The organism is Antarctobacter heliothermus, assembly GCF_002237555.1.
Classification (GTDB): Bacteria; Pseudomonadota; Alphaproteobacteria; order Rhodobacterales; family Rhodobacteraceae; genus Antarctobacter; species Antarctobacter heliothermus_B.
Window position 1 is genome coordinate 3,433,304 of sequence record NZ_CP022540.1, and the last position, 13,799, is coordinate 3,447,102.

Below are 13,799 nucleotides of genomic sequence, written 5' to 3' on the forward strand. Positions count from 1 at the left end.
GCCGCCCTCCCGCGCAGTTCCGCCCCTGTCTATTCTGCGCCTTGCGAGGCTGCAAGGGGGCCTTCGACCTGCGCCAGCCGTCGGGCGAATTCTGCGATGCCAGCGCGGTCGGAATTGGCAAAGGCCACCCGGAATTGGCGGTCACCGCTGGTGTCGCCCTCAGGGGTGAACATTGTGGCCGGCAGGATCAACACACCCGCGTCGCGCACCAGGCGTGGCGCAAGCTGGGCCGAGCCTTCGGCAAAAGGGTGCTCGACATAGGCAAAATAGGCGCCACAGCCCAACAAGGTCCAGCCTTTCGCCTCCAACGGGCCAAAATGCTCTTGGATAGCGGCGCGCCGATCCAGAATCTCGTCGCGCTGCTCGGACCGCCATTGCGAAAGATGCTCCAGCCCCCATTGCGCCGCGCGCTGTCCCAAAGATGGTGCGCAGATCGCCACCGTGTCCTGAAACTTCTCGATTTGATGCAATAGAGGGGCCGCGCCGATGATGGCCCCGACGCGGTGCCCGGTCAGCCGGTAGACCTTGGAGAAACTATAAAGCTGGATCAGTGTGTCGTCCCAGTTGTCGCGCGTCAGCAATCCGTGCGGCGCGCCGCTACGCGAGTCGAAATCACGGTAGGTTTCATCCACGATCAACCGGATACCAGCGTCCTGACACAGGTCAAAGAAACCTTCCACCACCTCAGCCGGATACTCCACCCCGCAGGGATTGTTCGGCGTCACCATGGCAATCGCCCGCGTGCGCGGCGTGATCAGGGCGCGCGCAGCCAGCGGATCGGGCAACAAATCCGGCCCGCACGGCAACGGAACCGCCCTTACACCGCTCATGTCCAGCCACATCTTGTGATTGAAGTACCACGGCACCGGCAGGATCACTTCGTCACCCTCATTGCAGGTGGCCGCTATCACTGCGGCAAAAGCCTGATTGCACCCCGCTGTAATGGCCACCTGCGCCGGATCTACCGTGCCGCCATAGTGGCCTGACCACTCGACGGCCAGCGCCGCGCGCAAACCCGGCAAACCCAGAACGGGACCATAGGAATGGCTGGACGCTTCCTCCATCATCTGCGCCATGGCGGCGCGCATCGCAGGCGGTGGCGGATCGGCGGGGGCTGCCTGACTGAGGTTGATCAGCGGCCGATCAGCGGGAAACGTGACCCCTTGCAACCAGCGTTGTGCCTCCGGGATAGGCGGAAAGAAGGTGGCTTCAGTGCGCGAGACCATTGTCGTGAACTCCGTCTGGCGATTTCTTCTGTCCGGAAATATCCCGGGAGCGCGAGGGCAGAGCCCTCGTCTGGGGGTTTGGGGGCAACGCCCCCGAGAGTAAGAGTGCGCCGTCAGGCGCGCCTGAAGATCGCGGGGATCACGCCCTCAGTCGTCGCCGCGATAGGGTTTGACGTATTGCAACGCCATATCCCACGGGAAAAAGATCCAGGTATCCTGGCTCACTTCGGTGATGAAGGTGTCCACCTGCGGGCGGCCTTGGGGCTTGGCATAGACTGTCGCCACATGCGCGTTGGGCATATGTGCGCGCACCACCTCCAGCGTGCGGCCGGTGTCGACCAGATCGTCCACCACAAGTACTCCGGTGCCGTCGCCGACATATTCCATGTTCGGCGACTTGATCACCTTGGGCGCGCTCTGGGCCTGATGGTTGTAGCTTTTGACGCTGATCGTATCGACGATTCGGATGTCCAGTTCGCGCGCGACAATCATCGCGGGTGCCATGCCGCCGCGGGTGATCGCCACGACGGCCCGCCAAGCGCCGTCATCGGGACCGCGTCCCTGTAGGCGCCACGCCAGGGCGCGCGCGTCCCGATGCAACTGGTCCCAACTGACGTGAAAGCCTTTTTCGTGCGGCAGGCGGTCGGTCATCCCTGTCTCCTCAACTCAGCCCATTGATATTCGGGTAGCGGCGTCCGGGTCGCAGAACGCCCGCGCCGTGATGCTTGTACGTCACAAACAGCAGCGGCAGTGGCGTGCCATCGTTGAACGTGACAAGGGCGGGCCAGTCCACGCACGGGGCCTCAGCCCTTGGACATGTCGGGCGCGTCCACCGCCTTCATGCCGACAACGTGATATCCTGCGTCCACATGGTGCGTCTCGCCGGTGACGCCGCTGCCCAGTTCGGACAACAGGTACAGCGCCGATTTTCCCACATCCTGAATGGTCACATTGCGACGCAAGGGCGAGTTGTACTCATTCCACTTCATGATGTAGCGGAAATCGCCGATGCCGCTGGCGGCCAGCGTCTTGATCGGGCCGGCGCTGATCGCGTTGACGCGGATGCCGTCCTTGCCCAGATCCTCTGCCAGATAGCGCACCGATGCCTCCAGCGCTGCCTTGGCCACGCCCATGACATTATAATGCGGCATGATGCGTTCCGCGCCGTAGTAGGTCAGCGTCACGGCACTGCCGCCGTTTTTCATCATCTTTTCGGCGCGCTGCATCACGCTGGTAAAGCTGTAGACGGAAATATCCATCGTCATGGCAAAGTTGGATTTCGACGTGTCCACATAGCGGCCGCGCAGTTCGTTCTTGTCGGAAAACCCGATGGCATGAACAACAAAATCCAGAGTGTCCCAACGCTCTTTCAGTCCGGCAAACAGCGAGTCAATCGACGCCTCGTCACCCACATCGCAGGGCAGCACGAAATCTGATCCCAATTGCCCGGCCAGCGGATCGACGCGCTTTTTCAGCGCCTCGCCCTGATAGGAAAACGCCAGATCCGCTCCAGCGTCAGCGCAGGCCTTGGCGATGCCCCAGGCGATTGATTTATCATTGGCCAATCCCATGATCAGGCCGCGTTTTCCCGCCATCAACTGGTTTGACATTGTCGCCCTTTCCGCCAGATCATTGATGCAGCGACCTTTAGGGTATCGCTTGGCGACCATCAAGCCTGCCGTTAGCGCAATTCCTGCCTTGCATCCCGGGCGACACAGGCGGCAAGTCGCGGCAATGGACAGAAGGATATACAAGATGAGCGACCGTAGCGGGATCTTTGCCGGGGACGATCCGTTTGTCATTGCCCGAAACTGGCTGGCCGAGGCTGAAGAGTGTGAGGCCAACGATCCCAACGCCATCGCCCTGTCGACGGTCGATGCCGACGGATTGCCAAACGCGCGCATGGTCTTGTTGAAAGAGATCGAGGATGCGGCCTTTGTCTTTTACACCAACTACGACAGCCGCAAGGCGCAGGAAATCGATCAGGCGGGCAAGGCGGCCTTTGTGATGCATTGGAAATCGCTGCGTCGGCAGATCCGCGTGCGCGGGTTGGTCGAAAAAGAGGACGGCCCGCAGGCCGACGCCTATTATACGTCACGGTCTCTCAAGAGTCGGTTGGGAGCCTGGGCCAGTCAGCAGAGCCAGCCGCTATCCAGTCGCGCGGCGTTGATGGCAGAGGTCGCTCGGATCACCGCGCGCCACGGCACAAATCCGGTCCGCCCGCCGTTCTGGGGTGGATATCGGATCATTCCGCTGGAGATTGAATTCTGGGCGGACGGTGCATTTCGTCTGCATGACAGGTTCCGCTGGTCTCGAAAGGATATAACAGACACTTGGGATGTCGCCCGGCTAAACCCTTGAAGACGTTGAAATGATGTACATTTTCCCCCATGGAATGAAGTATCTCAATTTCTCTGAATGCCGTCTCTGACACAAAAATACCAATGACCTGTCTTGCGTTGAAGGCCGGCTTTGTTCCAAGACTCGGGCTGGGGACAAGTTGGTACAGTTGGAAACGGCGTTGACACATGAGGAAATAGACCAGACCGCTGTTGCGGGACGGGTGAAATGGTTCGATCCGGTCAAGGGTTTTGGCTTTGTCGTGTCGGACGATGGGGGACCGGATATTCTGCTCCATGCGAATGTCCTTAGGAATTTCGGGCAAAGTTCGGTGGCGGACGGTGCCGCCATAGAAATCACAGTCCAACGCACCGACCGGGGTGTTCAGGCAACGCAGGTTCTAAAGGTTGAACCACCCGATCTTCCGGAAAACGCGCCCTTGGCGGATTTCGAACAGATTGACCCCGAAGTGATGGCACAAGCGGTGCTGGAACCGGCGCGGGTCAAATGGTTCGACAAGGCAAAGGGTTTCGGGTTTGCAAATGTGTTCGGAAAACCCGAAGATGTGTTCATTCATATCGAGGTCCTGCGCCGCTCGGGCCTCGCGGATTTGCAACCGGGCGAGGCCCTTGCCATCCGCGTCGTTGAGGGCAAGCGGGGACACATGGCGATGGAAGTGACTGCATGGGAAAGCGCCTTGTCGCGTTGAGTTTGATGGCCGCGCTGGTGGCGTGGCCGGTGTTGGGGCAGGGCGATGGCTCTGTCATTCTGGAACAGGAAGCCGCGCCGCCGCCGATGCCATCGGCGCCGGCGGCAGAGCCTGCCGATCCGCTGGATTCAGCAGATCCGGCAAAGCCGCTTGATCCGGTGGCCGAGACCCCGGATGCCGACGCACCAGAGGACGGTGAGCCGGTGGCACGGGGTCCAAGCGACCCCGAACCTCCTGCCGAAGAGGTGCCCACCGATCCGCCGGTCGCAACTGCGCCGGCTGAGGTGCCGCCGGCTTTGGAACCGATTCTGCCTATCGGGGATGAGCCGATCGCCGATGCAGGTGTTGATCCTGCCGCCAAACCCGATCCTGACAGCCGAATCGGCGCGTGTCGCAATGACACTTTGTATCTTCGCGGTGATTTCGGCAAAGCCCGCTTTTCCGTCGATGTGGCCAAGACGGCCGAAGACCGCGCGCAGGGGCTGATGAACGTCGATTTCATGCCCACCAGCAAGGGTATGCTTTTTGTCTACCCAGCACCGCAACCGGTCGCATTTTGGATGAAAAACACGCTGATCCCGCTCGACATGATCTTTGCCGACAGCCACGGCGTGGTGGTCAAGGTCCATCACAGCGCCACACCGGGTGATCTGACATCCATCCCCGGCGGCGATCAGGTGCAGTTTGTGCTGGAGATCAATGGCGGTCTGGCCAAGATGTTGCGCATCGAAGAGGGGGCGCAAATCCGGCACCCGACAGTGCGTCGTGCGGCTTGGCCCTGCTGAGGTGCAAATTGGGCTTTTCAATCTGCTTTTGTGCGGATAAACCGCACAAATCGTCGGGGCGTGGCGCAGCTTGGTAGCGCGTCTGTTTTGGGTACAGAAGGTCGTGAGTTCGAATCTCGCCGCCCCGACCACTTTCTTGCAGACCGGTTCAGGCCCAAGCGGGTGTCCACGCGTGGACAGCTTGGTGTGTCAATGAAATCAACGGCTTGCAGAGACGATTTCACACTCTATTAACAAATGACCACAACCCTGAAGCCTTTTGCCCGGTCGCAAAATACGGCGTCGCAAGCTGGTTGACGGGCCAAACGGCGTTTGGATTTGCCTTTGGCCCCACCCCGTCAGCGCCGGTGAAACCATTTTTATGAGAATCTGAAACTTCCGAAACTTCCTTGCGTGGCTATGGGTACGAGAAACGCGACAGGCTGATTCTTTCTAGACCGCTGATCTGGGCGCGCTCAACTGATCGGGCGGCGAAGGTGCCGCAATCCTTACGATTGTCACCGACAAAGATGGGTCATCCTATCTGAACGTCGCGAGTTCGGCCACCAGACTGACGCCGTCGCAACCCCATGCCCAGCACATTCGCAGGCTGTTCGATGGCGAAGGTGCGCCGATCCATTCCGTTGCGCCGACGACGCCAACAAAGAGGGTATGGGCGAGGTTTTGGAGGGCGAGGGCCAGTATGGCGACGTTCTGCTGCCTTTGTCCTCGGGCGGGATGATGCCAATGGCGGACGCTAACGGAAACGTCTTTTTCGTCCAGAGTTACGACCTTGGCGATGACAGAAATTCCGTCAGCCCTGTCACCATGACCGACTACACGCCCGCCGATATCATGCCGCGGTCCCTGAGTGAGATCGTTCTGCAGGGGGTCGAGATCCCGGACGGGATCGGCATGGACACGATTCACGGCGGCAGCAGCCCCACTGTGACCGATCTGGAATCCTGGGACATGCTGGATTTCACTGCCTTCGGGTATGCGGTTGCCGATGCGGCCATCGCCCAGATGATGCAACAAGGCGACGACGTGGTCTTTGCCGATCAGGATGTCATCGTGACGTTGAAAGACACGCAACTGACGCAAGTGTCGGGTGACATAGTGCTGGTCTGACCTAGGCTGGCCTTTGCTGACTGTCCTGATCGCCCGGACCGCTTGGTCCAGGCAGTTCCGCGTTGGCAGGCACTAAGGGTAGGGAGGCGAAAAGAGAATCGTTTCCCACCAGATGTGGTGTCGCGCCCAGCGGAACGACCGAATTGCAGGGTTGAACGTGGTCCGAGTGCAACATTCCAAACGGTGCACAAGATTAACAAAAATTAATCATCAGCGCGACGATACCTCAAGTTATCCACAAGGAGCTGTGCGTAAATCCCCGTCTATTCTTGTATTTCCATGACTTGCGGGGACGTCCAATTTATTAACACCTGTGGCCTGAATCAGGCCCGTCTACCGCCCCTAGTGGCCTGCCGCCCGGTCAACACCAAATATATGTAGATAACGTGAAAAACCCGTTGACGACTCGGGCCTCCAAACGGCATCTTGTGCAGGCCGGTTGGGACACCCACTAGATATAGTGGTCACCGGCAAGAGACGGACAAGCACAGCAGACACTCTACAGGGGCTTAGGCCCTAATCCGCGTGGCAACCGCGGCAGAGGTGCTTCTTTCTCTTGCCAACCCACCGGCACGAAAAAACGGGACAACTCTGGGGCAGTAACGATGAAGATCGAAAGAAAGTTCACCAAGGCAGGTCAGGACGCATACGCGGAGATCGATTTTGTCACCACCAAATCGGAAATCCGCAATCCCGACGGGACCACGGTCTTTGCCCTTGATGCGCTTGAAGTGCCCGCAGGCTGGAGCCAAGTGGCCAGCGATGTGATCGCCCAGAAATACTTCCGCAAGGCGGGTGTTCCGGTCGAACTCAAGCGCGTCGCCGAAGACGGCGTGCCAGAGTTCCTGTGGCGCTCGGTCCCTGCGGCCAAGGACACGCCCCGTACGGGTGAAACCAGCGCGCGTCAGGTGTTCGACCGTCTGGCCGGTGCGTGGACCTATTGGGGCTGGAAGGGTGGCTATTTCACCACCGAGGAAGACGCGCAGGCGTATTTCGACGAAATGCGCGTGATGCTGGCCACGCAGATGGCCGCGCCGAACTCTCCTCAGTGGTTCAACACCGGCCTGCACTGGGCCTATGGCATCGATGGCCCCGGTCAGGGCCACTATTATGTCGACTACAAGTCCGGCAAGCTGACCAAGTCCAAATCGGCGTATGAGCACCCGCAGCCGCACGCCTGCTTTATCCAGTCGGTCAAGGATGATCTGGTCGGCGATGGCGGCATCATGGATCTCTGGGTGCGTGAGGCGCGCCTGTTCAAATACGGTTCCGGCACCGGCACCAACTTTTCCTCGCTGCGCGCCGCCAACGAACCGCTGTCGGGTGGCGGCAAGTCGTCCGGCCTGATGGGCTTCCTCAAGATCGGTGACCGCGCAGCGGGCGCGATCAAATCCGGCGGCACCACGCGCCGCGCCGCCAAGATGGTGATCTGCGATGCCGACCACCCGGATATCGAGGAATTCATCAACTGGAAGGTCAAGGAAGAGCAGAAGGTCGCCAGCATCGTCGCCGGCTCCAAAATGCACGAGAAGATGCTGAACGGCATTTTCGAGGCGATCCGCACATGGGACGGCACCGAAGAGGGCGCCTATGACCCCAAGGAAAACGACGCGCTGAAAAAGGCGATCCGCGCTGCCAAGCAGTCGATGATCCCCGAGACCTACATCAAGCGCGTGTTGGACTACGCCAAGCAGGGCTATGCCAGCATCGAATTCCCGACCTATGACACCGACTGGGATTCTGAGGCCTATGCCAGCGTGTCTGGTCAGAACTCGAACAACTCGATCCGCGTCACCGATGCCTTTCTCAAGGCGGTCCGCGAGGACAAGCCGTGGGAACTGATCCGCCGCACCGACGGTGCTGTGGCCAAGACCATCAAGGCGCGCGATCTGTGGGAACAGGTGGGCCACGCGGCTTGGTCCTGTGCCGATCCGGGTATTCAGTTCCACGACACGGTCAACGCATGGCACACCTGCCCGGCGGACGGTGAGATCCGTGGATCCAACCCCTGCTCGGAATACATGTTCCTTGACGACACCGCCTGTAACCTGGCGTCGATGAACCTGCTGACCTTCCTGCACGACGGCAAGTTCGACGCCGAGGGCTATATCCACGCCACGCGCCTTTGGACGCTGACGCTGGAAATCTCTGTGACCATGGCACAGTTCCCGTCCAAGGAAATCGCACAGCGCAGCTATGACTTCCGCACGTTGGGCCTTGGCTATGCCAACATCGGCGGGCTGCTGATGAACATGGGCTTTGGCTATGACAGCGACGAGGGCCGTGCCCTCTGCGGTGCGCTGAGCGCGATCATGACCGGCACCTCCTATGCAACCAGCGCCGAAATTGCCGGTGAACTGGGCGCATTCCCGGGCTACGCTGGCAACCGCGACCACATGCTGCGCGTCATCCGCAACCACCGCAACGCCGCCTATGGCGCGACCGAAGGGTACGAAGACCTTGCGGTCAAGCCGGTGCCGCTGGATCTGGTGAACTGCCCGGATGAGACGCTGGTTCACCTGTCCATGTCCGCATGGGACGAGGCGCTGAGCCTTGGTGAAAAGAACGGCTATCGCAATGCGCAGGTCTCTGTCATCGCGCCGACCGGCACCATCGGTCTGGTCATGGATTGCGACACCACCGGCATCGAGCCCGACTTTGCGCTGGTGAAGTTCAAAAAGCTCGCCGGTGGCGGTTACTTCAAGATCATCAACCAGTCGGTGCCCGGCGCGCTGGAGCATCTCGGCTACAGCTCCAGCCAGATCGAAGAGATCATCTCTTACGCTGTCGGCCATCAGACACTGGGCAATGCGCCCGGCATCAACCACTCGGCGCTGATCGGCCATGGCTTTGGCCCGGCGCAGATCGAAAAGATCGAAAGCGCGCTGCCGTCTGCCTTTGATATCCGGTTCGTGTTCAACCAGTGGACGCTGGGTGAGGAATTCTGCCGCGACGTTCTGGGAATTCCGGCGGACAAGCTGACCGATCCCAGCTTTGACCTGCTGCGCCACCTTGGGTTCACCAAGGCCGACGTCGAGGCCGCGAATGACCACGTCTGTGGCACCATGACCCTCGAAGGGGCGCCGCATCTTAAGGACGAACATCTGAGCGTCTTTGACTGCGCCAACCCCTGCGGCAAAAAGGGCAAGCGCTATCTCAGCGTCGAAAGCCACATCCACATGATGGCAGCGGCGCAGTCGTTCATCTCTGGCGCGATCTCCAAGACGATCAACATGGCGAACGACGCCACGATCGAGGATTGCCAGAAGGCCTATGAACTGTCGTGGTCGCTGGGGGTCAAGGCGAACGCGCTGTACCGTGACGGATCGAAACTGTCGCAGCCGCTGGCCGCAGCCCTTGTCGAAGATGACGATGAGGCGGCAGAGATCCTCGAATCCGGTAATCATACCGAAAAGGCCCAGGTTCTTGCCGAAAAGATCGTCGAAAAGGTGGTCATCAAGGAGATCGCCAAATCGCAGCGCTCCAAGATGCCGGAACGTCGCAAGGGCTATACTCAAAAAGCCATCGTTGGCGGCCACAAGGTCTACCTGCGTACGGGTGAATATCAGGACGGCAACCTTGGCGAGATCTTTATCGACATGCACAAGGAAGGCGCTGGCTTCCGTGCGATGATGAACAACTTTGCCATCGCCGTGTCGGTGGGTCTGCAATACGGCGTGCCGCTGGAGGAGTTTGTCGACGCCTTCACCTTCACCAAGTTTGAACCGGCAGGCATGGTGCAGGGCAACGACAGTATCAAGAACGCGACCTCGATCCTTGACTACATCTTCCGCGAACTGGCGGTCAGCTATCTGGACCGTACTGATCTGGCGCATGTGAAACCCGAAGGCGCGTCCTTTGACGACATCGGCCGGGGTGAGGAAGAAGGGGTTTCCAACCTCAAGGAACTGTCGGAAACCGCTGCGACCCGGTCGCTGGAAGTGCTGAAACAGATCAGCTCGACCGGCTACCTGCGCAAGCGGATGCCGCAGGAACTGGTGGTGCTGCAAGGCGGTCAGGCGACCGTCGCGCTGGAGGCCGGAACCGACGCGGAACAGGTGCTGCGCACGCTGGTGCCCGCCACAGCGGCCGGCCCCAAGACCAGCGGATCGGCCACGTCGACGATCGCGATCAACACCGCCGTGACCCGCGCCAAGATGCAGGGCTACGAGGGTGAGGCCTGCAACGAGTGCGGCAACTACACGCTGGTGCGCAACGGCACCTGCATGAAGTGCAACACTTGCGGCGGCACGAGTGGGTGTAGCTAATGGTCGAGTTCATTTTTCTGACGTTGGGTGGTTGGGCACTTGTGAAAGCAATTGATTTTCTCTGGCTGTGGCTAAGAAAGGCAATCGGATCTTTCCCCCGAATGATCCCTTTCGTGTTGGTGCGAAAAGAGAAAATCGCTGATCTCAACCAAAAGGCTCGATGCTTGGAATTGCTGAGTGCCGCTTATGATCAACTTCCTGTCGATATGCAGAAAGGACAGGTGCCCACCATGGAGGAGGAGAAACCATGGCGGCATTAAACTTCAAGACCGATACGCGCATTGAGAATGGCGAGCGTGAGCTTTTACGGGATTTTTGCAGCGAGCTAGGCGGCAACATCGTGGAACTTGCGAGGGCGATGGGAGTGAAGGTCTTCTCTGAAGAACTATGGCCTTACGAAAGTGGGTACCTCGAATACGCCCCAACTTGCGGGAGCTTGTCGAATTATAGAATTGTCATCAACTCTCGTCACAAACCAGAACGACAACGCTTCACAGTTGCACATGAACTGGCGCATTTCCTGCTCCATCGGGACAAAAGCGACTTCGTGGTCCGATGTGAAACAAGGCACAGAAGCGATGACTACTTCGAATACATGCTGGATCCAGGCGAGCCGCTAAAAGAACGTGAAGCCAATGCTATGGCTGCTGCAATACTGTTGCCTCCAAACCTCTTTGTTCCAGCGTTCCAACGGTTGAACGGGGATCTGTGCAGAGTGGCTGCACTGTTCGAAGTTTCTGTTCCGGCTGTTCAAAAAAGAGCCAAGGAGTTGGGCTGTAGCTGAGATTGCGGGGCAGGGCGCACGCGTCCTGTCCCCTGAGACACCCCTTGGGGGGGTGATGCGGGACCCGTTGCCAGGGGCCCGCGTGGTTAGGGTGGCATATGGGAGTCCCGTCCCGCCATCCGGTCCAGGGGTCGGTGCGCCGACCCCAGACGCCGACAAGGCCGCAGGCAAAACAAAAACCCCGGGCGGTGAACAGAAAGAGTCTTGTCAGCGAACCTCAGAGCGTCCTTCCCCAGGGCGCTCTTTTTTTGTGGCTCAGGCCGACTCGATTATTGTCCGGTCAACCGGTTGTTTGCGTTTAACGACTCGCCGATTGGTTCCCTGAGATCGTCGTTCCCAAGGCAGTTCGGCGGTGCCGCGCCAAAGCGTGGGGGTGGCAGGCGCGGCTTCTCGCGCGGCGGATTTCTCCGGCCTTGCTCCGCTGATGGCAGGGGACAATTCCGGCAAGCCTTCGCGCGAAATGGCCCCCCCGCCGACAGAGGGATGCAGAGGGCGAAAATCACCGCCATGTCTTGGGTACTTTCAACCCACCACTCATGGAGGAAAGATCATGAAAGCGACACTCTTCACCACGGCAACCATTGCCCTTCTGTCCCTGCCGGCCTTTGCGCAGGACATGGCCGGACCGGACACGGACGGCGACGGCCTTGTCACTCTGATGGAGGCACAGACCGCCTATCCGGATCTGTCGCAGGACGACTTTGACGAAGCGGACGCCAATGCGGACGGGTTCCTTGATGGCGATGAGTTGCAGGCAGCCATGGACAGCGGCCTGATCCCGGCCACAGAAGGCTGATCACGCTGATTGAGTGCCTCGCTGCCCTTTAGGGTGGCGCGGCATCTGCCTTGGGCGGGCGGTCCGGTCCCCACCGTGCCCGCCCGGGGCCATGACACGCTAAGATCATTAGCGGAATTCGATCCGGCAGTTCACCAGTTCGCCAAAGATCGTGCGCTGGCAGACGCGGACTCGCTGTCCCTGTGGTTCGGGCGCCGGGGCCGGGGCCTGATTGACCGGACGATTGAACACCGGCGCAGGGGCGTTCTGCACGCGCTGCTGTTCGGCCTCTTCCCTGCGCTTTTCCTCAAGGAAGTCAGAGTATTGCACCTCACTCTGGCGCACCAGAACGTCGCGTTGCGCGGCATCCAGAAAGCTGGTCTCGTCAAAGCCGTTGCTCGCCTGCCAGTCGCGGATTGCCTGCCGCGAGCCGGGGCCAAAGATGCCGTCTGCGCCGCGTGTGTCAAAGCCCAAGAGCGTCAGCCGGTTCTGGATTTCCTGACGGTCGTCAAACCGCAGATCCATCAAGGCCTCAGTGCCGGGGGTGGTGCGGGGCAGATCGCCGACCGCATCCACGATGATTGACGCGCTGGCATCCGCCGCCGCCATCTTGCGTGCCTCTTGCAGGGTCTGGTCCTCTGGGATCAGCTTCCAGAAATCGCGGAACGGAAAGGCGCGCCATTCCTCTGCCACCAGTTTGACGTGGACCTCACGCAGGCGCGGGTTGCCGCCGGTGGTCCAATCCTTGCTCATCCGCAACTTGATCGACGCGGCCGGATCATCGGTGGTTGCTGCGGCAGAGGTCAGTTCCACCTGACAGCCAATCCACGACGGTACGCCGTCGACGATAGCCTCAACCAGATAGGTGGCCTTGCGGTGCGCCGAAGCGCCGCTTTCGCGCAGGACGCGGTGATCATAGACGGATTGATCCGGGCGCGAGGTTTCGGGATCGAAATCGGCGTTTTCGCGGATGCAGGCGCGTGTCACCATCTGGTCGCCCAGACTGCTGGGGGCCTCGAACCCCTCGAGCCGCAGACCCAACGCGCGCGCCTCGTCGACGCGGTCGACGTACAGGATGTCACTGTCCTGCAGCGCCATGACCTGCGCCGCAAACCCTGCCGACATCTGGAACTTGTCCATGCGGGCGGTGATCTCACTGGCGGACTTCAGCGCGGCGTCCATCGCGGTCAGCGCCTCGCCATCGGCGTATTGGCTGGCGTCCAGCACCCGGGCCAGCGATCCGAATCCCAATTCGGCGTTCAGATGTAGACTCTTGTTCGGTTCGGGCTCGCGGCCTGTGCCGGGTGTGCTGCCGCCCAGAAAGGCAAACGCGCAGGAATTCAGGCAGGCCGCGCCATCATCGACTGCCGTGGGAATGCCGCGATCATAGAGGTGATCGGCTATCCGGATCGCCTCTGAGAAAGAGCCGCCTGAGCTGTCCAGACACAGGGGCCGCGTGCCACTGGCAAAACTGCGCGTGTCCAGCGCACGGATCTTGTCCAGATCACCGGCGGCGATCTCACCCGTCAGGGTTGCGGCACAGTCAAAGTGTTTGCCGGTTGTCGTCACGATGTCACCCGCCATGGCAGGAACTGGCCCAAGGGCCGCGCCGCACAGCAGCGCGGGCAGGATGGATCGGCGTATTGGGGCAGCTGGCATCTTCACTCTCCATACCTGTCAGCAGAACGACACAGAGACTCATAGCCCGTTGCGGCCTGTGATCAAAGCATGAGCCGGGCGGTTCGGTCCGTGTGCGGTAGCGGTGCAACCCTTTTCGGGTGCGCTGTTGGCGCATACAGGCA

General features: G+C 60.2%; 13 protein-coding genes and 1 tRNA gene. 9 read left to right on the plus strand and 5 right to left on the minus strand.

The annotated features are described in order from the left end of the window. Positions 1–29: 29 nt before the first annotated feature. The 4 genes from ANTHELSMS3_RS16495 to fabI all read right to left on the minus strand — a co-directional run bounded on the left by ANTHELSMS3_RS16495 (position 30) and on the right by fabI (position 2,836). The gene (locus ANTHELSMS3_RS16495) at positions 30–1,226 is read right to left on the minus strand and encodes an aminotransferase (protein WP_094035825.1); all 1,197 of its coding nucleotides are present in this window, start codon (positions 1,224–1,226) and stop codon (positions 30–32) included. A gap of 147 nt (positions 1,227–1,373) precedes the next feature. After that, positions 1,374–1,877, minus strand: coding sequence for a xanthine phosphoribosyltransferase (gene gpt / locus ANTHELSMS3_RS16500; protein ID WP_094035826.1), 504 nt, complete (start codon positions 1,875–1,877; stop codon positions 1,374–1,376). 10 nt (positions 1,878–1,887) lie between these two features. Further along, positions 1,888–2,019 carry a hypothetical protein gene (locus ANTHELSMS3_RS26360; protein WP_302630574.1) on the minus strand — a complete coding sequence of 44 codons (132 nt, stop codon included), beginning with the start codon at positions 2,017–2,019 and terminating at the stop codon, positions 1,888–1,890. A gap of 10 nt (positions 2,020–2,029) precedes the next feature. Then, positions 2,030–2,836 carry an enoyl-ACP reductase FabI gene (fabI, locus tag ANTHELSMS3_RS16505; RefSeq protein WP_094037190.1) on the minus strand — a complete coding sequence of 269 codons (807 nt, stop codon included), beginning with the start codon at positions 2,834–2,836 and terminating at the stop codon, positions 2,030–2,032. A gap of 145 nt (positions 2,837–2,981) precedes the next feature. Between fabI and pdxH the strand changes: the two genes are divergently transcribed. The 9 genes from pdxH to ANTHELSMS3_RS16550 all read left to right on the plus strand — a co-directional run bounded on the left by pdxH (position 2,982) and on the right by ANTHELSMS3_RS16550 (position 12,018). After that, positions 2,982–3,587, plus strand: a complete 606-nt coding sequence (pdxH, locus tag ANTHELSMS3_RS16510) for a pyridoxamine 5'-phosphate oxidase (RefSeq protein WP_094035827.1) — start codon at positions 2,982–2,984, stop codon at positions 3,585–3,587. A gap of 160 nt (positions 3,588–3,747) precedes the next feature. Next, positions 3,748–4,275 (plus strand): cold-shock protein, encoded by a 528-nt coding sequence (locus ANTHELSMS3_RS16515; RefSeq protein ID WP_094037191.1) that lies wholly within the window; start codon positions 3,748–3,750, stop codon positions 4,273–4,275. Then, positions 4,251–5,060, plus strand: a complete 810-nt coding sequence (locus ANTHELSMS3_RS26505; protein ID WP_368074421.1) for a DUF192 domain-containing protein — start codon at positions 4,251–4,253, stop codon at positions 5,058–5,060. The genes ANTHELSMS3_RS16515 and ANTHELSMS3_RS26505 overlap by 25 nt, the downstream gene beginning before the upstream one ends. A 54-nt stretch (positions 5,061–5,114) precedes the next feature. Then, positions 5,115–5,191 (plus strand) — tRNA-Pro (locus ANTHELSMS3_RS16525). Positions 5,192–5,711: 520 nt separating this feature from the next. Further along, complete coding sequence (locus ANTHELSMS3_RS16530; protein WP_094035828.1) at positions 5,712–6,170, plus strand: hypothetical protein; 459 nt, start codon at positions 5,712–5,714, stop codon at positions 6,168–6,170. Between the two features lie 605 nt (positions 6,171–6,775). Beyond that, positions 6,776–10,438: a vitamin B12-dependent ribonucleotide reductase gene (locus tag ANTHELSMS3_RS16535; RefSeq protein ID WP_094035829.1), complete on the plus strand. Its 3,663-nt coding sequence runs from the start codon at positions 6,776–6,778 to the stop codon at positions 10,436–10,438. Continuing rightward, positions 10,438–10,698 (plus strand): hypothetical protein, encoded by a 261-nt coding sequence (locus tag ANTHELSMS3_RS16540; RefSeq protein ID WP_094035830.1) that lies wholly within the window; start codon positions 10,438–10,440, stop codon positions 10,696–10,698. The genes ANTHELSMS3_RS16535 and ANTHELSMS3_RS16540 overlap by 1 nt, the downstream gene beginning before the upstream one ends. Continuing rightward, positions 10,686–11,222, plus strand: coding sequence for an ImmA/IrrE family metallo-endopeptidase (locus tag ANTHELSMS3_RS16545; RefSeq protein WP_094035831.1), 537 nt, complete (start codon positions 10,686–10,688; stop codon positions 11,220–11,222). Before ANTHELSMS3_RS16540 ends, ANTHELSMS3_RS16545 begins: the two co-directional genes overlap by 13 nt. 550 nt (positions 11,223–11,772) lie before the next feature. After that, positions 11,773–12,018 carry a hypothetical protein gene (locus tag ANTHELSMS3_RS16550; protein ID WP_094035832.1) on the plus strand — a complete coding sequence of 82 codons (246 nt, stop codon included), beginning with the start codon at positions 11,773–11,775 and terminating at the stop codon, positions 12,016–12,018. 108 nt (positions 12,019–12,126) lie between these two features. On the opposite strand, the gene ANTHELSMS3_RS16555 is transcribed toward ANTHELSMS3_RS16550, so the two are convergent. After that, on the minus strand, positions 12,127–13,656 hold the full coding sequence (locus ANTHELSMS3_RS16555; RefSeq protein WP_094035833.1) for a peptidoglycan-binding protein: 1,530 nt from the start codon (positions 13,654–13,656) through the stop codon (positions 12,127–12,129). Positions 13,657–13,799: the final 143 nt, after the last annotated feature.

Bases quoted from the DNA above. Each gene is read 5' to 3' on its own strand.
- ANTHELSMS3_RS16495 (WP_094035825.1), bottom strand. From the start codon at position 1,226: ATGGTCTCGCGCACTGAAGCCACCTTCTTTCCGCCTATCCCGGAGGCA.
- gpt (WP_094035826.1), bottom strand. From the start codon at position 1,877: ATGACCGACCGCCTGCCGCACGAAAAAGGCTTTCACGTCAGTTGGGAC.
- fabI (WP_094037190.1), bottom strand. From the start codon at position 2,836: ATGTCAAACCAGTTGATGGCGGGAAAACGCGGCCTGATCATGGGATTG.
- pdxH (WP_094035827.1), top strand. From the start codon at position 2,982: ATGAGCGACCGTAGCGGGATCTTTGCCGGGGACGATCCGTTTGTCATT.
- ANTHELSMS3_RS26505 (WP_368074421.1), top strand. From the start codon at position 4,251: ATGGGAAAGCGCCTTGTCGCGTTGAGTTTGATGGCCGCGCTGGTGGCG.
- ANTHELSMS3_RS16530 (WP_094035828.1), top strand. From the start codon at position 5,712: ATGGGCGAGGTTTTGGAGGGCGAGGGCCAGTATGGCGACGTTCTGCTG.
- ANTHELSMS3_RS16535 (WP_094035829.1), top strand. From the start codon at position 6,776: ATGAAGATCGAAAGAAAGTTCACCAAGGCAGGTCAGGACGCATACGCG.
- ANTHELSMS3_RS16540 (WP_094035830.1), top strand. From the start codon at position 10,438: ATGGTCGAGTTCATTTTTCTGACGTTGGGTGGTTGGGCACTTGTGAAA.
- ANTHELSMS3_RS16545 (WP_094035831.1), top strand. From the start codon at position 10,686: ATGGCGGCATTAAACTTCAAGACCGATACGCGCATTGAGAATGGCGAG.
- ANTHELSMS3_RS16550 (WP_094035832.1), top strand. From the start codon at position 11,773: ATGAAAGCGACACTCTTCACCACGGCAACCATTGCCCTTCTGTCCCTG.
- ANTHELSMS3_RS16555 (WP_094035833.1), bottom strand. From the start codon at position 13,656: ATGCCAGCTGCCCCAATACGCCGATCCATCCTGCCCGCGCTGCTGTGC.